Here is a 17,490-nt window from a genome sequence, read left to right on the forward strand (position 1 = left end):
GGCGGCTATTCCGCCGCCTTCTCCCCGCTTCTGCCGGGGTGATCCACAGTGCCAACCAATTTGTCCGCCCGTTTCTGCACCTTTGTCCTTTCGCTATTCCTGATCGCGTTCGCACTGCCGGCCTTCGCCGGTCCGTTCGAGGATGCGGTCGCCAAATTCGCCAACGACGATTACTCCGATACGGAAGAGGCGATCGGCGTGGTCGCGGGCAGCGGCAACAAGCTGGCTTTCCCCATCATCAGCGCGCTCCAGGACGGTCGCCTGATGGCCGATTCCGATAGCAAGAAGGTTTACATCACCGGTGCCGACGGCAAGTCGATCGACGCCGCAACTGGCGAGCCCGTCGCCAGCGTTCCCGACAGCGCGAGCGCGGTGCGTCTCAACAACCGCCTGCGCCGCAGCGTCGATGCCGCGATCGGCAGCCTGACGCTCCAGTCGCCGGATATCGGAACGCGCCTCCAGGCCGCGCAATCCGTCTTCAAGTCGCACGAAGAAACCGCGCTCGAGGCCGTCGATGGCGCACTGGCCAAGGAAACCAACAAATCCGTCAAGGCCGCACTCGGCGACGCCCGCGCGGCGATCCTGCTGTTCAAGCCTGATGCCACCGAGGTCGAGAAGCTGGAGGCGGTCGCCACCCTGAAGGCGCGCGGCGACCAGGAGGCGCTGGCGCTGCTGACAGGCATGGGCGACCAGCCGGCCTCGGTGACCAAGGCTGCCGCCAGTGCAATCAGCTCGATCCAGAGCTCGCTTGCAGTCTGGTCCACGGTGCAGAATGCCTGGTACGGCCTCTCGCTCGGCTCGGTGCTGCTGCTCGCCGCGATCGGGCTCGCCATCACCTTCGGCGTGATGGGCGTCATCAACATGGCGCATGGCGAGATGGTGATGATCGGCGCCTACACCACCTTCGTGGTGCAGGAGGTGATCCGCACCCGCTATCCCGGCCTGTTCGACTATTCGCTGCTGATCGCGGTGCCGCTCGCCTTCGTCGTCGCCGGCGCCATCGGCGTGCTGATCGAGCGCAGCATCATCCGCTTCCTCTACGGCCGGCCGCTGGAGACGCTGCTGGCGACGTGGGGCCTGTCGCTGGTGCTCCAGCAGGCGGTGCGCACCATGTTCGGCCCGACCAACCGCGAGGTCGGCAATCCCTCCTGGATGAGCGGCGCCTTCGAGCTCGGCCAGATCACCATCACCTATAACCGGCTCTGGATCCTTGTCTTCACGCTCGCCGTGTTTGCGATCCTGCTCGCGATGCTGCGCTACACCGCGCTGGGCCTGGAGATGCGCGCGGTGACGCAGAACCGCCGCATGGCGGCCTCGATGGGCATCGCGACCTCGCGCGTCGACGCGCTGACCTTCGGCCTCGGCTCGGGCATCGCCGGCATCGCCGGCGTGGCGCTGTCGCAGATCGACAATGTCAGCCCCAATCTCGGCCAGAGCTACATCATCGACAGTTTCATGGTCGTGGTGTTCGGCGGGGTCGGTAATTTGTGGGGCACGCTGGTCGGCGCCTTCACGCTCGGCATCGCCAACAAATTCCTGGAGCCGGTCGCCGGCGCCGTCCTCGGCAAGATCGCCATCCTGGTTCTCATCATCCTGTTCATTCAAAAGCGCCCGCGCGGCCTGTTCGCGCTCAAGGGCCGTGCGGTGGAAGCATGACCCCTCACATGCTGACGCGATCGCTGGACCGCGGCGCGACGATCTTCCTGCTGGTTGTCGCAGCGCTCGGCGTGCTGATTCCGCTGTCCAATCTCTTGCTGCCCGCAGGCTCGTTCCTGCAAGTGCCGACCTATCTCGTCGCGCTCTGGGGCAAATATGTCTGCTACGCCATCCTCGCGCTCTCGATCGACCTGATCTGGGGCTATTGCGGCATCCTCTCGCTCGGGCACGGTGCGTTCTTCGCGCTCGGCGGCTACGCGATGGGCATGTATCTGATGCGGCAGATCGGCTCTCGCGGCGTCTACGGCAATCCGGTCCTGCCCGACTTCATGGTGTTTCTGAACTATTCGAAGCTGCCCTGGTACTGGTACGGCTTCGACATGTTCTGGTTCGCGGCGCTGATGGTGCTGTTCGTGCCGGGCCTGCTCGCCTTCTGCTTCGGCTGGCTCGCCTTCCGCTCCCGCGTCACCGGCGTGTACCTGTCGATCATCACGCAGGCGATGACCTATGCGCTGCTGCTCGCCTTCTTCCGCAACGATTTCGGCTTCGGCGGCAACAATGGCCTGACGGATTTCAAGGACATTTTGGGATTCAACGTGCAGGCCGAGGGCACCCGTGCGGCGCTGTTCGCGCTGAGCTGCCTGGCACTGATCTTGAGCTTCCTGATCTGCCGCTCCGTCGTGTCCTCCAAGCTCGGCAAGGTCCTGATCGCCATCCGCGACGCGGAATCGCGCAGCCGCTTCCTTGGCTATCGCGTCGAATCCTACAAGCTGTTCGTGTTCACGCTCTCGGCCTGCATGGCCGGCGTCGCCGGCGCGCTCTATGTGCCGCAAGTCGGCATCATCAACCCATCCGAATTCGCGCCGGGCAATTCGATCGAGGCGGTGATCTGGGTCGCGGTCGGCGGCCGCGGCACGCTGGTCGGCGCGGCGCTCGGCGCCGTCGTGGTCAACTACGCAAAAACGCTCTTCACCTCGGGCATGCTCGCACCGTACTGGCTGTTCATGCTCGGTGCGCTGTTCATCCTGGTGACGTTGCTGCTGCCGAAGGGCATCGTCGGCACCTTCAATGCATGGTGGGACCAGTCGAAGGAAAAAAGCGTCGCCGCGGCCAGTGCGAGCGCCGCGGCTGAAGACGGCGTCACCGAACCGAAGATGGCGGAGTAGGCGCAATGAACGTCATGGACACCCGCGCGACGTCCGCACTGCTCTATCTCGACGGCGTGCACGTCTCGTTCGACGGCTTCCACGCCATCAACAATCTGTCGCTGACGCTTGCGCCCGGCGAGATGCGCGCCATCATCGGCCCGAACGGCGCCGGCAAGACCACGATGATGGACATCATTACCGGCAAGACCAAGCCGGACGAGGGCACCGTGCTGTTCGACGGCGTCACCGATCTGACGCGCCTCGACGAGACCCGCATCGCCGAGCTCGGCATCGGCCGCAAATTCCAGAAGCCGACGGTGTTCGAGAGCCAGACCGTGCAGGACAACCTCCTGCTCGCGCTCAATGTCGATCACTCCGTCCGTGGCACGCTGTTCTGGCGGGGCAGCAAGGCCGAGTCCGAGCGTATCGACAAGGTACTGGAGACGATCCGCCTCACCGACGCGCGCAACCGCCTCGCCGGCAGCCTCAGCCACGGCCAGAAGCAGTGGCTCGAGATCGGCATGCTGCTGGCGCAGGATCCAAAACTGCTGCTGGTCGACGAACCCGTCGCCGGCATGACTGACGTCGAGACGCATCTCACGGCCGAACTGCTGAAAGAGATCAACAAGACCCACACCGTGATGGTGGTCGAGCACGACATGACGTTCGTGCGCGAACTCGGCGTCAAGGTCACCTGTCTGCACGAAGGCACCGTGCTGGCGGAAGGAACCATCGACCAGGTCTCGTCCAACGACCGGGTCGTCGAAGTGTATTTGGGGCGCTGAGCGATGCTTGAGGTCAAGGACATCAACCTGTTCTACGGCGCGGCGCAGGCGCTGCGCGGCGTCTCGATTGCGGCCGAGCCCGGCAAGGTGACTTGCGTGCTCGGGCGGAACGGCGTCGGCAAGACCTCGCTGCTGCGCGCCATGGTCGGGCAATATCCGATCTCCTCGGGTGCGATCGTGTTCGACGGCAGCGACATCACGGGGCTCAAGCCCTACGAGCGGGCCCGCAAGGGCATCGGCTTCGTGCCGCAGGGTCGCGAGATCTTTCCGCTGCTGACGGTCGAGGAGAACCTCAAGACCGGCTTCGGCCCGCTCAAGCGCGAGGACAAGAATATCCCGGACGACGTGTTCTCGCTGTTTCCGGTGCTGCAATCGATGCTCGGCCGGCGCGGCGGCGATCTCTCCGGCGGCCAGCAGCAGCAGCTCGCGATCGGCCGCGCGCTGGTGATGCGGCCGAAATTGCTACTGCTCGACGAGCCGACCGAGGGCATCCAGCCCTCGATCATCAAGGACATCGGCCGCGCTATCTCATACCTGCGCAATCTCGGTAACATCGCCATCGTGCTGGTCGAACAATATCTCGACTTTGCCTGCGAACTCGGCGACAGTTTCGCGGTGATGGATCGCGGCGCGGTGAAGTTCACCTGCGACCGCTCCAATCTTGACCCGGCCGAAATCAGCCGCCAGATGGCGCTGTAAGAAGAAATCCTGCCAGCGACCGGCTGGGGAGACGGATGCGCAGCGACGCTTTGGCGACATCTTCGGTGTTCGAGGCCAACCGCGCCCGCGGCGCGGTGCGCTTCGACGTCCATGCCCGCGACGGCGTGACGCGGCGCGGTGTCTTGCATGAATCCGGCTCGCTCCGCGTGCGCTTTCCTTCGCCGGAAGGCGAGGGGCTCTCTGGCGTGTTCGTCAACACGGCCGGGGGCGTTGCCGGCGGTGATCGCTTCGACATTGAGATCGCGGCGGCCGATGCCGCGCGGCTGACGTTGACAACGGCGGCGGCCGAGAAGGTTTACCGCGCGCCGGGGGCCGCGGCGCAGCTCAATATCGCATTGAAGGTCGGTGCAGGTGCGCATCTCGGTTGGCTGCCCCAGGAGACCATCCTGTTCGATCGCGCCCGGGTCCATCGCCGCTTCGACATCGAACTTGATGACAGGGCTTCGCTCCTGCTTTGTGAAATCGTCGTGTTCGGCCGCACCGCCATGGGCGAGCGGATGGAGCAGGGCGAGTTCGTCGACCGTTGGCAGCTGCGACGTGGCGGCAGGCTGGTGTTCGCCGAGACGGTAAGGCTCGATGGGGACATCGGCGCAAAACTTGGGCGATCCGCATTTGCCCAGGGCGGTGCGGCGATCGGCACGGCACTGATCGTGCCGGGCGACGAGGCATTGATCGAGCGCATTCGCGAGGCGTCGGACTCATTCTCCGGCGAGGTCGGGATATCCGCCTGGAATGGCTTTGCAATGGCGCGGTTCTGTGCCCAAGATGCGGCGCGTTTGCGCGCCGACATGATGGCCGTGCTGGCGCGCACCGGTGCCGCGCTGCCGCGGCTCTGGCTGAATTGACCGGCTGAATTGACGAGTTGAACGGAAGAGATTCTTCATGAACCTGTCTCCCCGCGAAAAGGACAAGCTTCTGATCTCGATGGCGGCCATCGTGGCCCGCCGTCGGCTCGATCGCGGCGTCAAGCTCAACCATCCCGAGGCGATCGCGATCATATCCGATTTCATTCTCGAAGGTGCGCGCGACGGCCGCACCGTCGCCGAGCTGATGCAATCGGGCGCGCAGGTGCTCACCCGCGACCAGGTGATGCCCGGCATTCCCGAGATGATCCACGACATCCAGGTCGAGGCGACGTTTCCGGACGGCACCAAGCTCGTCACCGTGCACGAACCGATCAGGTAGGAGTAAGACGCATGATCCCCGGCGAACTCTTCATCCAGGACGGCGAGATCGAGCTCAATGCCGGCCGCAAGACCGTGACGCTGACGGTCGCCAACACCGGCGACCGCCCGATCCAGGTCGGCTCGCACTACCATTTCTTTGAGACCAACCCGGCGCTGAAATTCGACCGCAAGAAGTCCCGCGGCATGCGCCTTGACATCGCCGCCGGCACCGCCGTCCGCTTCGAGCCGGGGCAGACGCGCGACGTCCAGCTCGTCGCTCTGGCGGGGAAGAAGACGATTTACGGCTTCCGTGGCGACGTAATGGGGAAGCTGTGAGGCGCACAGGAACGAGCATGGCGCGGCACGGTTGAGGCGGAAACGGAGGTATCTGCCATGCTGTCACCCGTCCGCCTCGTCACCGAAGCTGCCGAACTCGCTGCGCACCGCCACAACGGAATGGCGCGCAAAGGGCGCGGCAACGAGCCCTATATCAATCACCTCGCCGAGGTCGCAAACCTGCTTGCGACCGCGACCGATGGGGTCGACGCTGAGTTGGTCGCCGCCGGCTGGCTGCACGATGTGATTGAGGACACCGGCACCACGCGCGAGGAGCTTGCGCAGACATTCTCCGTTCGTGTCGCTTCGCTCGTCGTCGAATGCACCGACGACATGAGCCTGCCGAAGGCCGCGCGGCGGCGGAAACAGATAGAGGACGCTCCACACAAATCGCCCGGCGCCAAGCTGATCAAGATCGCCGACAAGATCAGCAATACGGGAGCGCGCATTCAAACCGACCCGACCGCCGCGGAGCGCGACGATCTCGCCGACTACGTCGCGTGGGCCACGGAGGTCGTAGCGGGCTGCCGCGGCGGCAATGCGTGGCTCGACGAGAAATTCGATGATGCCGTGAAAGCAGCGAAGGCCTTGCTGTGACGCACCAAACATTCAAACGCAAACGGGGCTCGTGATGTCCGTCAAAATAAAGCGTTCCGTCTATGCCGACATGTTCGGCCCGACCACCGGCGACAAGGTGCGGCTGGCCGACACCGATCTCATCATCGAGGTCGAGAAGGATTTCACCACCTATGGCGAGGAGGTGAAGTTTGGCGGCGGCAAGGTGATCCGCGACGGCATGGGGCAGTCGCAGGTCACCAACAAGCAGGGCGCGGCCGACACCGTCATCACCAATGCGCTGATCGTCGATCACTGGGGCATCGTGAAGGCCGACGTCGCGATCAAGGAGGGCATGATTTCGGCGATCGGCAAGGCCGGCAATCCCGACATCCAGCCTGGTGTCACCATCATCATCGGCCCCGGTACCGACGTGATCGCGGGCGAGGGAAAGATCCTCACCGCTGGCGGCTTCGACAGCCACATCCATTTCATCTGCCCGCAGCAGATCGAGCACGCGCTGATGGCCGGCGTCACCTCGATGCTGGGCGGCGGCACCGGCCCATCGCATGGCACCTTCGCGACCACCTGTACGCCGGGGCCATGGCACATGGGGCGGATGATCCAGTCGTTCGACGCCTTCCCGGTCAATCTCGGCATCTCCGGCAAGGGCAATGCCTCGCGGCCAGCCGCGCTGATCGAGATGATCAAGGGCGGCGCCTGTGCGTTGAAGCTGCACGAGGATTGGGGCACGACGCCGGCCGCGATCGATAACTGCCTGTCGGTCGCCGACGATTACGACGTCCAGGTGATGCTGCATTCCGACACGCTGAACGAATCCGGCTTCGTCGAGGACACGATCAAGGCGTTCAAGGGCCGCACCATTCACGCCTTCCACACCGAAGGCGCCGGCGGCGGTCACGCCCCTGATATCATCAAGGTCGCCGGCCTGAAGAACGTGCTGCCGTCCTCGACCAACCCGACGCGCCCCTTCACCCGTAACACTATCGATGAGCATCTGGACATGCTGATGGTGTGCCACCACCTCGATCCCTCGATCGCGGAAGATCTGGCGTTCGCGGAAAGCCGCATCCGCAAGGAGACGATCGCCGCCGAAGACATCCTGCACGATCTCGGCGCGCTCTCGATGATGTCGTCGGACTCCCAGGCCATGGGTCGCCTCGGCGAGGTCATCATCCGGACCTGGCAGACCGCCGACAAGATGAAGAAGCAGCGCGGGTCGCTGCCGCAGGACAAAGGCAAGGACAACGACAATTTCCGCGTCAAGCGCTACATCGCCAAATACACGATCAACCCGGCGATCGCGCACGGCGTGTCAAAGCTGATCGGCTCGGTGGAGAAGGGCAAGATGGCCGACCTCGTGCTGTGGTCGCCGGCCTTCTTCGGCGTCAAACCGGATTGCATCGTCAAGGGCGGCATGATCGTCGCGGCCCCGATGGGAGATCCCAACGCCTCGATCCCGACGCCGCAGCCGGTGCATTACCAGCCGATGTTCGGTGCTTTCGGCAGGGCGCGCACGGCGTCCTCGGTGGTGTTCACCTCGAAGGCGGCGATCACCGGCGGCCTCGCGCGAAAACTCGGCATCGAGAAGAAGCTCTATGCGGTCCAGAACACCCGCAGCAAGATCTCGAAGAAGAGCATGATCCACAACGACGCCACGCCCAATATCGAGGTCGATCCGGAGACCTATGAGGTGCGCGCCGACGGCGAACTGCTCACCTGCGCCCCTGCCGAGGTGCTGCCGATGGCGCAGCGGTATTTCATGTACTGAAATAGCGCCTCAACGCATGTCTCCGGCGCATCCTGGGGCGGCTTTTCCGGTTTTGCGTTCGATCCCGGCTGGTCTAATGTCCGGCCCGGTATCAAACCTTTTAGAAGAAAAGCCGGGAGGATTTCTCGTGATCTACGTCGTTGCCACCCTGACCATCAAGCCCGAGACGCGCGCCGAATTCATTGCGGCCGCCACCGCCTGCATCAAGGAGACGCGGAAGGAGCCCGGCAATATCGCCTATGATCTGCATGAGAGCGTCACCGATCCCAGCAAGATGGTGTTCGTCGAGCAGTGGGAGAATGCCGAGGCGCTGGTGCCGCACCGGGGCATGGAGCACATGAAGATTTTCGGCCGCGTCGCGGTGAAGTGCTTTACGGCGCCGCCGAAGATCGAAGTGATCACGCCTGAAAAGGTCGACGTCCGCTAACAAGAACAACAGGGAACAACCCCATGATCTATGTCATCGCGACCACGCCCATGAAGCCGGAAAACAAGGACGACTTCATCAAGGGGCACAAGGTCTGCACCGTCGAGACGCTCAAGGAGAAGGGCTGCCTCTCCTATGACGGCAATGTCAGCGTCAACAATCCCAATCAGTACGTGGTGGTCGAGCGTTGGGAGACGCGTGAAGACCTCAACGCCCACGGTCGGGCGCCGCACATGAAGGTGTGGCGCGAATATTCCGCGCAAATGAAGACGGCGCCGACGGTGATCGAGATCATCAGCGACGGCAAGGTCGAGAAGCTCTGAGGACATGGCGATGATCCGGGCGACGCAGGTTAGGGGACAGCACCGTTTCACGGAAACGCCGGCGGATACGGTCGTGCTCGATTTCGACGATCGGCACCGCCGCCGCATGGCGATGACGGGGACGCGCGGTCTCGAGTTCCTGCTCGACCTGGAGAATGCCGTCGCGCTCCGCGGCGGCGATGCGCTGGTGCTGGAGGACGGGAGGCTGGTCGAAGTGGTCGCGGCGCCCGAGCCGCTGCTCGAGATCCGCGGCCGCGATCCGCATCATCTCATCCGTGTCGGCTGGCATCTCGGTAACCGCCATCTGCCGACGCAGATCCTGGCCAAGGCCTTACGCATCCGTCGCGATCACGTCATCGAGGCGATGGTGAAGGGTCTCGGTGCCCGCGTGGTCGAGATCGAGGCGCCGTTCGATCCCGAAGGCGGCGCCTATGCCGATGCCGGTCACGCACATGGCCACGACGACCATGCGCACCATGACCATGGCCATCATGGTCACGATCACCATGATCATCACGGCCATGACCACCACGCGCACGATCATGCCGCGCATGATCATGGACACGATCACCATCATCACGACGAGCATTGCGACCACCCCGACCATCACCACGGCCACAAGCATGCTCATGACCACAAATGAGCCGGTCACAGGCCGCGGCCTCGCCGAGCGCGAGGCGGCGGCGCTGTACCGGTTGATGACCTGGCTGTCGCCGGCGTTCCCCGTCGGCGGCTTCTCCTATTCCAGCGGCATCGAATGGGCGGTCGAGGCTGGCGACATCACCGACGTGGCGACGCTTGCCGACTGGCTCGATGCGATGCTCGGTGACGGCTCGGGCTTTTGCGACGCGACGTTTCTGGTCCATACCTATCGCGTCGCCGAGGCTGGCGATGACGCCACCTTGAGCGATATCGCGGAACTCGCCGCCGCCTTCGTGCCGTCGCGCGAGCGGCAGCTCGAGACGACCTCGCAAGGGCGCGCCTTCATAGAGATCAGCCGTGCGGCATGGGATGTGGAAGGATTGGATGCCATGGTCGCGGCATGCCGCGCGCCATTGGTTTATCCCGTCGCCGTCGGCGTCGTCGCCGCGATGCACGGCGTGCCGCTGGCACAGACACTGCACGCCTTCTTGCATGCGTTGGTCTCGAACTGGATCTCGGCGGCAAGCCGGCTCGTTCCGCTTGGTCAGACCGACAGCCAGCGCGTGCTGGTGAAACTCGAGAGCGCTGTTGCCGCAACCGCCAATCGTGCGCTGAATGCGACGCTGGACGATCTCGGCAGTGCGACCTTTCGCGCCGATCTCGCCAGCCTGCGGCACGAGACGCAATATACGCGGCTGTTTCGCTCGTGAGTGGTGCGGCCTTCAATCCATCAAGAAAGAGCGAGTGACATGGCGAAATCTCACGGCCCCCTGCGTGTCGGCGTCGGCGGCCCGGTCGGGTCGGGCAAGACCGCGCTGATGGACCTGCTCTGCAAGACCATGCGCGAGCGCTATGACATCGCCGCGATCACCAACGATATCTACACCAAATGGGATGCGGAGTTTTTGGTGCGCTCGGGCTCGCTGACGCCGGACCGCATCGCCGGCGTCGAGACCGGCGGCTGCCCGCACACCGCGATCCGCGAGGATGCATCGATGAATCTCGCGGCGGTTGCGGACATGCGCGCGAAATTTCCCGGGCTCGACCTCGTGCTGATCGAATCCGGCGGCGACAATCTCGCTGCCACTTTTTCCCCGGAATTGGCCGACCTCACCATCTACGTGATCGACGTCGCCGCCGGCGACAAGATCCCGTCCAAGGGCGGCCCCGGCATCACCCGCTCCGACCTCCTCGTCATCAACAAGATCGACCTCGCACCCCATGTCGGCGCATCCCTCGAAAAGATGGAGACGGACGCCAGGCGCATGCGCGGCGAGCGCCCTTTCGTCATGACCAACCTGAAGAAGAGCGAGGGGCTCGACCGCATCGTCGGCTTCATCGAGGCCAAAGGCGGCCTGAAACGGCTGGGCTGACCGACGCGACGACTTGGCGCAGGCGTTCTTGCCGTTAACGCCTGGGGCGAAGCCGTATCTTGCGGAACAAATTTCGGACATGGCGATTAATTACTTTCGCGGCGCCCGGGGCAAATCCGCCTTGTAAGCCAATCTGGCCGGACGATCGGCCGGGCAGATTAAGCTTTTCAGGCGACCCAAGTTGCGTACTGATGCCTCCTCCTCCATTATCTCCGCCACTGGGGTCCACCCTGTTTCGGCACATGGCCGTTCGAGCGGCGTTCATATGCTCCGTGTTTATTGCCGACCTCCTGCTTCCGCCTGAGTAGTCGCGTGGTCCGGCTGGGATTCATCATCGGTTTCATCGCTCTGCTCGGGGTCTTGCTCTCCGGGCTGGCGGCCTATCGCGTCCACGACCAGGAGCTGGCGCTGGACCGGATCGCGCTGGCGCGTGCGATCGACGTCCATGCGAGCCTGGTCCAGGATCGCTTGACCGAGCGCGAGCTGCTCGCGCGTGTCGCCTCAGGCCTGTTCCGCGCGCCATCGGTGCTCAAGCCCAACATGCTGGAGCCGCTGCGTTCGGCGATCTACGCCTTCAAGACCGATTTCGTCGTGGCCGGCTGGGTCGCCCGGCTCCAGCCGAACGAGCTTGCCGCGGCGCAGGCTGCGATCGCGGCCGCCGGCTTCCCGAAGCCCGAGATCCGCGACTACGGCGACAAGCCGATCAATTCCGCAAACCTTACCCAGCCGATCGACGTGCTGATGGACCTCGAGCCGCGCAGCGACGAGACCAAGGCGCTGCCCGGCCGCAGCTACGACCAGGACCCCGTCCGCAGCGCGATGCTCGCCCGGGCCCGGATCGAGAAAAGGTCTGTCGCCTCCGATCCGGTGCCGCTGCTGCGCGCGGACGGGGCGGTCGGCGTCATCGTCGCGGCCCCCGTGATTCCCGAGGGCGCGACGGAGCCTGTCGGCTTCATCACGTTTTCCTACGAGCTCGCTTCGCTGATGCTGACCAACGATGACATGTCGTTGTTCTCGGTCGCGCTCAGGGATCCACGCAAGGACGGCGGCGAGCTCGTCGCCAACGACCAGGGCGTGGTCTCCACGCGCATGACCGCGGTCGATAGCCCGGCGCCATCGGCAACGCGCACCGTCAGCTTTGGCGGACGCGACTGGCAGCTCGGCTATTACGCCAAGACCAATTCCGCGCGGCGCGCCGAGCAGACCGCGATCATCGTGGCGGCGATCGGCTTTGCCATCACCGCGATGGTGTGCGGCCTGTTCGGCTATGTCGCCTACAACAACTTAAGGCTCAGCCGCGAGATCCAGGTGCGGATCGGCTTCGAGCGCCGGCTGACGGCCGTGATCGACGAGCTCAACCACCGGGTCAAGAACATCCTGGCGGTGATCCAGTCGATCGTGACGCGAACGCTGCGCCATGGCGCCGACATCGATGGCGCGCGCGAGCTGCTGATCGGCCGCATCCACGCCATGTCCAACGTGGTCTCGCTGCTCAGCGAGAGCCAGTGGCAGGGCGTCAAGCTCAAGGGCCTGTTCGAGGCGCGCGCCATTCCGCACGCCGACCGCATCGCCGTCACCGGTCCTGATATCGCGGTCAGCGCGCGCGCGGCGCAAAGCCTGTCGCTGCTGTTCTTCGAGCTCGCCTCGCATTCCGACGAGGGCCTGTCGCTGGTCGGCAAGCATCCGCACATCACCGCGAACTGGACGGTGACGGGCGAGGGGACCGATGAGGTCTTCCATTTCCGCTGGGAGGAGTTCAACACCAGCGAGGCGACGCGTCGTCCCGATTCCGATTTCGGCCTGATCCTGCTCGACCGTGTCGCGCCAGAGGCGCTCGGCGGCACCGCCAAGCGCTACTTCACCGACGTCTCCTACGTTTATGAGCTCACCGCGCCGATGGAAACGGTGGTCGACATGACCGAGCGCGATCGCACCGACAAGCTCTCCGCGCCGGTCAGGCCTGCACGATAGCCGCCTCGCTAATCCTTCGGCTGCAAGACCATGTCGACCAGATTGCGCGCATAGGCCGGCGTGATCGGCGCGATGCCGAACACGTAGCGGTAGAACAGGCTGCCGTAGATCGCGTCGTAAAGATCTTCAGGCGCCGCCTCGGCCAGAACGCTTCCGTCGGTCTGGCCCGCGGCGATCATCTCGACCAGCGCATCGCGGCGGAATTGCAGATAGCGCGCGTAGAACAGCTCCGCCGAACCGGTCCTGGAGATGCATTCGGAGATGACGGCGAGCTGCACCTTGCCGAACTCGCCCTGGAGCGCTTCGGCATAGGCCGCGGCATGGCGGCGCGCGCGCGCCGCTGGCGTTCCGGAACTCACCGGCGGCAGCGGCAGCATCTGCGCGGCGTGATGCAGGAAGGCGTCGATCAGCAGCGCTTCACGTGACGGCCACCATTTGTAGATCGTCATCTTGGAGACGCTGGAGTGGCGCGCGACGGCGTCGATCGTTGTGGTGGCGAGACCCGTGGCCGCCATCAGCGCATAGGCGCTTTCGAGAATGGCGTTGGTGGTCTCGATCGAGCGCGGCCGGCCGCGCCTGGGTGCGCTGTCAGCCTCGTCACCGCCGCCCTTCACCATCGCCACGCCGGTCTCCTCACGCAAAGCCATTCGGCATAGCGCAGCCACAGCTTTCGGCCTAGCAGAATCGCACGATTATTTTGGCCAGCTAGGCCTGCTGCCGCAGCGCCGCGGGCAGGTCCTGCCGCTTCGACCAGGCGATGTAATAAGCCACCGCCGTCATCGCCGCGAAGCCGACGAGGCTCACAGCGATCTGCATCACCACCAGGTTCGCCCCGGTGATCAGGATGAGATGGCCGGCCAAGGACAGGAACACGGCGACGCAAAATACCGCAAGCCATTCCTCGCCGCATGTGATCACCGCTTGAAGCGGCCGCAATTTCAGGCCGGGGTGATCGGCCGGAATGAAATGGGTCGCGAGGAAGGCGAGCGCGAGGAAATGGATCACGCGATAGGGCGCGAGGTTTTCCTTGTCGGTCGGCGCGATGCCGTTGAGGACGACGTCCGGCAGGTAAGGAGACAGCGCCGGCGAATGCCGCATCAGAGTGACGGCCATCGCGAAGAGGAGATAGGCGCCCGCGAGGATTCGCAGCCAGGACATCCCGTGCAGCGCGCGTCCGGGCGCGCCTGTCACGGCGAACCAGCCGCCCAGCACCATCAGCATCTGCCAGCAGAACGGATTGAAAGTCCATTCCTGGTCCGGATACACCCGGAAATTCCAGTCGAACCAGCGCGCGGCAAGGTACAGCGCAACCGATGCCGCCAGCGTCACGTTCGGCCGCCGCAACAGACCCCACAGTGCGAACGGAAAGAATGCCATCAGCGGGATCATCAATTGCAGCAGGTCGAGATTGAGCGGCTCTTCCTGGAGCACGAGGCCGCGGATCAGGATGCGCAGCGGATGCTCGAGAATGCCTGATATGTTGTACTCGTGGATGATCTCCGGCGCCATCGACTGCGAGGCGACATAGGCAATGGTGTCGATATAGATGACGAACAGCACGACATAGGCGGCATAGAGCCGCCAGACCCGGCGAAAGATCCGCGTCGCCGCGACGACATAGCCGCGCTCCAGCGCGATCCTGCCGTGGATGATGGCGACGCCATAGCCCACCACGAACACGAACAGATCGGCCGCGCCGCTGAAGCCGAAATTGCGCAGCGTCAGCAAATTGACGACGTTGTTCGGGATGTGGTCGACGAACACCGACCAGTTGGCAATGCCGAGCGTCAGATAAAGCCTGGCGTCGTGATGAAATGCGGCGAGGTTCACCTTGACGGACGGTTTCATTGAGTAAAATAGGTTTTGGAATCAGGATGATGCTTTTACCGGCAACTGGCTGCCCATCCGAGTAGCGTTTGCGTGAGTGGGCGGGAATTTGTACCGAATGGCGCAAAATTGCGCAAAGCGGGTCGCTGCGTTTCTGCGCGTCCGGTCGATTTGCCGGTGACGCAATTTTTGCAAAGGAAGACGGTCTGCCCCTGCGGTCGCCGGGCGGCATCGGCGATGGTCGTCCTCCCGGACCCGCGCGGACAGGCACCTGTCGGCGCCGATGCTGCATCATTCTGCGGGTGGTTGCAGAGCTTCTGAAGTCTGGAAATGGAAAATCTCCAGCTTGGAGGGCTTCTAGCCCGTAGCACTGAACCGCTGCGGTAACTCCTAGCTCCGGCTGCCGATGTGCAGCCGTCGGAAGTTGGGGAAGTGTCGTGGGCATTCTGGAAGTGGGGCGCTGGCGGTTCGTGGGGGCCGTCAGCTCGGTTGTTTTGTTGGCAATGAGTGGAGCGGCGGCGGCACAATCATCGACGGCAGGTTCGTCCGGCGGCTCGGCAACCGAGCTGATCCCGGTCATCGTCGAGGGTAGCGTGGCTCCGAAGCGTGCCAACCCGTCCTCCGCGCGCAGCCGCAGCGCAGCCCGTGCGCGAGCCGCCGCCCGCGCCAATACTGCCGCCCGCGCCGCCGCGGCGGCGGCCGCAGCCGGGGCTGGCGCCGGTGCCGGTCGCAAGGAATCGGCCTTCGGCCATGTCGACGGCATGGTCGCCACCCGCAGCGGCACCGGCACCAAGACCGATACGCCGCTGATCGAGACGCCGGTCGCGATTTCCGTCGTGACCCAGGACCAGATCCAGGCCCAGGGCGCGCAGAGCGTCTCGCAGGCGGTGCGCTATACGTCGGGCGTGCGCGCCGAGGCGACCGGTGCGGATGCACGCTTCGACCAGATCTACATTCGCGGCTTCCTCGCCGATCAGTATCTCGACTCGCTCCGGCTGATGAATGCGGGCATCTTTGCCTATCCGATCGTCGAGCCGTTCAATCTCGAGCGCGTTGAGATCCTGCATGGCCCGGCCTCGGTGCTGTACGGCCAGGCTTCACCCGGCGGTGTGGTGGACCTCGTCTCCAAGCGGCCGACGCTCGAGCCCTATCACGAGATGTTCGTCTCGACCGGCAGCTATGGTCGTGCTCAGGCAGGCGTCGATCTGTCCGGGCCGATCGACAAGAACAAGGAGTTTCTCTACCGCTTCACCGCGTCCGGCTTCGACGTCGGCAGCCAGGTCGATCATACCGGTTATCAGCGCGTCTCGATCGCGCCGTCGCTGACATGGCGGCCGGACAACCAGACCACGTTCACGGTCCTCGGCACCTATCAGCGCGACCCCAAGGCGGGCTTTTTCAACCTTCTGCCGGCCAACGGCACGGTGTTCCCCGTCGCCGGCGGCGCGAAGATTCCGACCAGCTTCTATTCGGGTGAGCCGGGCTTCGACAAGACCGACCGCACGGTGGCCTCCATCGGCTATCTGTTCGAGCACCATTTCAACAACGTGCTCACGGTGCGGCAGAACCTTCGCTACATGGACAACTCGACCGACTTTGCGGTGGTCTCTCCCAGTGGAGGGACCAATCCGTTCAGCCTGGCGCGTGGCGCCTTCGCGACCTATGAGACGCTGCGCTCCCTTGCCCTCGACAATCAGGGCGAGCTGAAGTTCCGGGCCGGTCCCCTCGATCACACCGCGCTGCTTGGCATCGATTATCGCAACTCCGTCGATACTGCGCTCGGCCGCAACGCGACCATCGGTGTGCCCGCGATCAATGCTTTCAATCCGGTGTACGGTCTGCCGCTTCCGCCGCTCTCCGTCGCCTCCTACAACCGCCAGAACCTCGAGCAAGTGGGATTCTATGGCCAGGACCAAGTCAAGTTCGGCGGTTTCGTCGCGCTGCTCGGCCTGCGCTACGACCAGGCTGACCTCAACACCGACAATCTCCTAGCGGGTACGACCGCGCCGAAATCGGACGGCGCCCTGACCAAGCGCGCCGCGCTGCTTTACAAGTTCGACAACGGCGTCGCGCCCTATGTTCAGTACACCGAATCCTTCCAGCCGCGGCTCGGCACCAATTTCTTCGGCCAGGCATTCAAGCCGACGCGGGGCCAGCAGGAGGAGGTCGGCGTCAAGTACCAGCCCGATCCGAAGACGCTCCTGACCTTGGCGGCCTTCAACCTCGAACAGCAGAACGTGCTGACGCCCGACCCCGACCCGACCCACATCATCGGAGGCGTGCGCTCCAACGTGCAGACCGGCAAGGTACGCTCACGTGGCGTCGAACTCGAAGGCAAGAGCGAGATAAGCCGCAATCTCACGATGCTCGGCTCCTACACCTACACCGAGATCGTCAATACCGAGTCGAATACGACGAACCTCGGCAAGCGCGTTCCCGGCATACCGCTTCATGCCGCTTCGCTCTGGGCGGATTACACATTTCACGGGGGCGCGCTCGACGGCTTCGGCCTGTCGGGCGGGGTCCGCTATCTCGGCGCCGCGCCGGGCAATTCGCTCAATACGTTCGACGTTCCCGCCACGACCCTGTTCGATCTCGGCGTGCACTACGACCTTGCGGCCCTTGGTCCCCAGTTCAAGGGCTTTCTCGCGAGTGCCAACGTGACCAACATCTTCGACAAGACGTATGTGGAGGTCTGCCAGGATACTGGCTGCTATTACGGTCTCCGCCGCAACGTCATCGCGACGTTGCGCTACCGCTGGTGAGGTC

Annotated in this window: 18 protein-coding genes; 16 read left to right on the forward strand and 2 right to left on the reverse strand. The window is 64.2% G+C overall.

Going from position 1 to position 17,490, the window contains the following annotated elements; translation table 11 throughout:
• The first annotated feature begins 48 nt into the window (after positions 1-48).
• From urtB to B5V03_RS35385, 15 genes are all read left to right on the forward strand, one after another.
• Positions 49-1,656: an urea ABC transporter permease subunit UrtB gene (gene urtB / locus B5V03_RS35315; protein WP_129275003.1), complete on the forward strand. Its 1,608-nt coding sequence runs from the start codon at positions 49-51 to the stop codon at positions 1,654-1,656.
• A complete protein-coding gene (gene urtC, locus B5V03_RS35320) occupies positions 1,653-2,822 on the forward strand; it encodes an urea ABC transporter permease subunit UrtC (protein WP_129275004.1) in 1,170 nt (389 codons plus the stop codon). The genes urtB and urtC overlap by 4 nt, the downstream gene beginning before the upstream one ends.
• A gap of 5 nt (positions 2,823-2,827) precedes the next feature.
• The gene (gene urtD / locus B5V03_RS35325) at positions 2,828-3,589 is read left to right on the forward strand and encodes an urea ABC transporter ATP-binding protein UrtD (protein ID WP_129275005.1); all 762 of its coding nucleotides are present in this window, start codon (positions 2,828-2,830) and stop codon (positions 3,587-3,589) included.
• A 3-nt stretch (positions 3,590-3,592) separates the two neighbouring features.
• Positions 3,593-4,288, forward strand: coding sequence for an urea ABC transporter ATP-binding subunit UrtE (gene urtE, locus B5V03_RS35330; RefSeq protein WP_129275006.1), 696 nt, complete (start codon positions 3,593-3,595; stop codon positions 4,286-4,288).
• A gap of 35 nt (positions 4,289-4,323) precedes the next feature.
• On the forward strand, positions 4,324-5,154 hold the full coding sequence (locus B5V03_RS35335) for an urease accessory protein UreD (protein ID WP_129275007.1): 831 nt from the start codon (positions 4,324-4,326) through the stop codon (positions 5,152-5,154).
• Positions 5,155-5,191: 37 nt separating this feature from the next.
• On the forward strand, positions 5,192-5,494 hold the full coding sequence (locus B5V03_RS35340) for an urease subunit gamma (protein WP_007605424.1): 303 nt from the start codon (positions 5,192-5,194) through the stop codon (positions 5,492-5,494).
• Positions 5,495-5,505: 11 nt separating this feature from the next.
• Positions 5,506-5,811, forward strand: a complete 306-nt coding sequence (locus B5V03_RS35345; protein WP_092227079.1) for an urease subunit beta — start codon at positions 5,506-5,508, stop codon at positions 5,809-5,811.
• Between the two features lie 57 nt (positions 5,812-5,868).
• Complete coding sequence (locus B5V03_RS35350; protein ID WP_129275008.1) at positions 5,869-6,408, forward strand: HD domain-containing protein; 540 nt, start codon at positions 5,869-5,871, stop codon at positions 6,406-6,408.
• A 34-nt stretch (positions 6,409-6,442) separates the two neighbouring features.
• Positions 6,443-8,158, forward strand: coding sequence for an urease subunit alpha (gene ureC, locus B5V03_RS35355; RefSeq protein ID WP_129275009.1), 1,716 nt, complete (start codon positions 6,443-6,445; stop codon positions 8,156-8,158).
• Between the two features lie 127 nt (positions 8,159-8,285).
• Positions 8,286-8,585 carry a putative quinol monooxygenase gene (locus tag B5V03_RS35360; protein WP_129275010.1) on the forward strand — a complete coding sequence of 100 codons (300 nt, stop codon included), beginning with the start codon at positions 8,286-8,288 and terminating at the stop codon, positions 8,583-8,585.
• A gap of 23 nt (positions 8,586-8,608) precedes the next feature.
• Positions 8,609-8,908: a putative quinol monooxygenase gene (locus tag B5V03_RS35365; protein ID WP_129275011.1), complete on the forward strand. Its 300-nt coding sequence runs from the start codon at positions 8,609-8,611 to the stop codon at positions 8,906-8,908.
• 10 nt (positions 8,909-8,918) lie between these two features.
• Positions 8,919-9,551 (forward strand): urease accessory protein UreE, encoded by a 633-nt coding sequence (locus B5V03_RS35370; RefSeq protein ID WP_129275012.1) that lies wholly within the window; start codon positions 8,919-8,921, stop codon positions 9,549-9,551.
• A complete protein-coding gene (locus tag B5V03_RS35375) occupies positions 9,532-10,260 on the forward strand; it encodes an urease accessory protein UreF (RefSeq protein WP_129275494.1) in 729 nt (242 codons plus the stop codon). The genes B5V03_RS35370 and B5V03_RS35375 overlap by 20 nt, the downstream gene beginning before the upstream one ends.
• A gap of 39 nt (positions 10,261-10,299) precedes the next feature.
• Positions 10,300-10,923 carry an urease accessory protein UreG gene (gene ureG / locus B5V03_RS35380; protein ID WP_129275013.1) on the forward strand — a complete coding sequence of 208 codons (624 nt, stop codon included), beginning with the start codon at positions 10,300-10,302 and terminating at the stop codon, positions 10,921-10,923.
• A gap of 312 nt (positions 10,924-11,235) precedes the next feature.
• A complete protein-coding gene (locus B5V03_RS35385; protein ID WP_129275014.1) occupies positions 11,236-12,894 on the forward strand; it encodes a CHASE domain-containing protein in 1,659 nt (552 codons plus the stop codon).
• Positions 12,895-12,902: 8 nt separating this feature from the next.
• On the opposite strand, the gene B5V03_RS35390 is transcribed toward B5V03_RS35385, so the two are convergent.
• Complete coding sequence (locus tag B5V03_RS35390) at positions 12,903-13,541, reverse strand: TetR/AcrR family transcriptional regulator (protein WP_129275015.1); 639 nt, start codon at positions 13,539-13,541, stop codon at positions 12,903-12,905.
• A gap of 58 nt (positions 13,542-13,599) precedes the next feature.
• A complete protein-coding gene (locus B5V03_RS35395) occupies positions 13,600-14,742 on the reverse strand; it encodes an OpgC domain-containing protein (protein ID WP_129275016.1) in 1,143 nt (380 codons plus the stop codon).
• 482 nt (positions 14,743-15,224) lie between these two features.
• Here B5V03_RS35395 and B5V03_RS35400 point away from each other — a divergent pair, with 482 nt between their 5' ends.
• Complete coding sequence (locus B5V03_RS35400; RefSeq protein ID WP_129275017.1) at positions 15,225-17,486, forward strand: TonB-dependent siderophore receptor; 2,262 nt, start codon at positions 15,225-15,227, stop codon at positions 17,484-17,486.
• Positions 17,487-17,490 lie beyond the last annotated feature (4 nt).

The sequence above is a fragment of the Bradyrhizobium betae genome, from assembly GCF_004123905.1.
Classification (GTDB): domain Bacteria; phylum Pseudomonadota; class Alphaproteobacteria; order Rhizobiales; family Xanthobacteraceae; genus Bradyrhizobium; species Bradyrhizobium betae_A.

Bases quoted from the DNA above. Each gene is read 5' to 3' on its own strand.
- B5V03_RS35390 (WP_129275015.1), bottom strand. From the start codon at position 13,541: ATGGCTTTGCGTGAGGAGACCGGCGTGGCGATGGTGAAGGGCGGCGGT.
- B5V03_RS35350 (WP_129275008.1), top strand. From the start codon at position 5,869: ATGCTGTCACCCGTCCGCCTCGTCACCGAAGCTGCCGAACTCGCTGCG.
- B5V03_RS35395 (WP_129275016.1), bottom strand. From the start codon at position 14,742: ATGAAACCGTCCGTCAAGGTGAACCTCGCCGCATTTCATCACGACGCC.
- urtC (WP_129275004.1), top strand. From the start codon at position 1,653: ATGACCCCTCACATGCTGACGCGATCGCTGGACCGCGGCGCGACGATC.
- B5V03_RS35335 (WP_129275007.1), top strand. From the start codon at position 4,324: ATGCGCAGCGACGCTTTGGCGACATCTTCGGTGTTCGAGGCCAACCGC.
- B5V03_RS35375 (WP_129275494.1), top strand. From the start codon at position 9,532: ATGCTCATGACCACAAATGAGCCGGTCACAGGCCGCGGCCTCGCCGAG.
- B5V03_RS35370 (WP_129275012.1), top strand. From the start codon at position 8,919: ATGATCCGGGCGACGCAGGTTAGGGGACAGCACCGTTTCACGGAAACG.
- urtD (WP_129275005.1), top strand. From the start codon at position 2,828: ATGAACGTCATGGACACCCGCGCGACGTCCGCACTGCTCTATCTCGAC.
- B5V03_RS35340 (WP_007605424.1), top strand. From the start codon at position 5,192: ATGAACCTGTCTCCCCGCGAAAAGGACAAGCTTCTGATCTCGATGGCG.
- ureG (WP_129275013.1), top strand. From the start codon at position 10,300: ATGGCGAAATCTCACGGCCCCCTGCGTGTCGGCGTCGGCGGCCCGGTC.
- B5V03_RS35400 (WP_129275017.1), top strand. From the start codon at position 15,225: ATGAGTGGAGCGGCGGCGGCACAATCATCGACGGCAGGTTCGTCCGGC.
- B5V03_RS35345 (WP_092227079.1), top strand. From the start codon at position 5,506: ATGATCCCCGGCGAACTCTTCATCCAGGACGGCGAGATCGAGCTCAAT.
- ureC (WP_129275009.1), top strand. From the start codon at position 6,443: ATGTCCGTCAAAATAAAGCGTTCCGTCTATGCCGACATGTTCGGCCCG.
- urtE (WP_129275006.1), top strand. From the start codon at position 3,593: ATGCTTGAGGTCAAGGACATCAACCTGTTCTACGGCGCGGCGCAGGCG.
- B5V03_RS35365 (WP_129275011.1), top strand. From the start codon at position 8,609: ATGATCTATGTCATCGCGACCACGCCCATGAAGCCGGAAAACAAGGAC.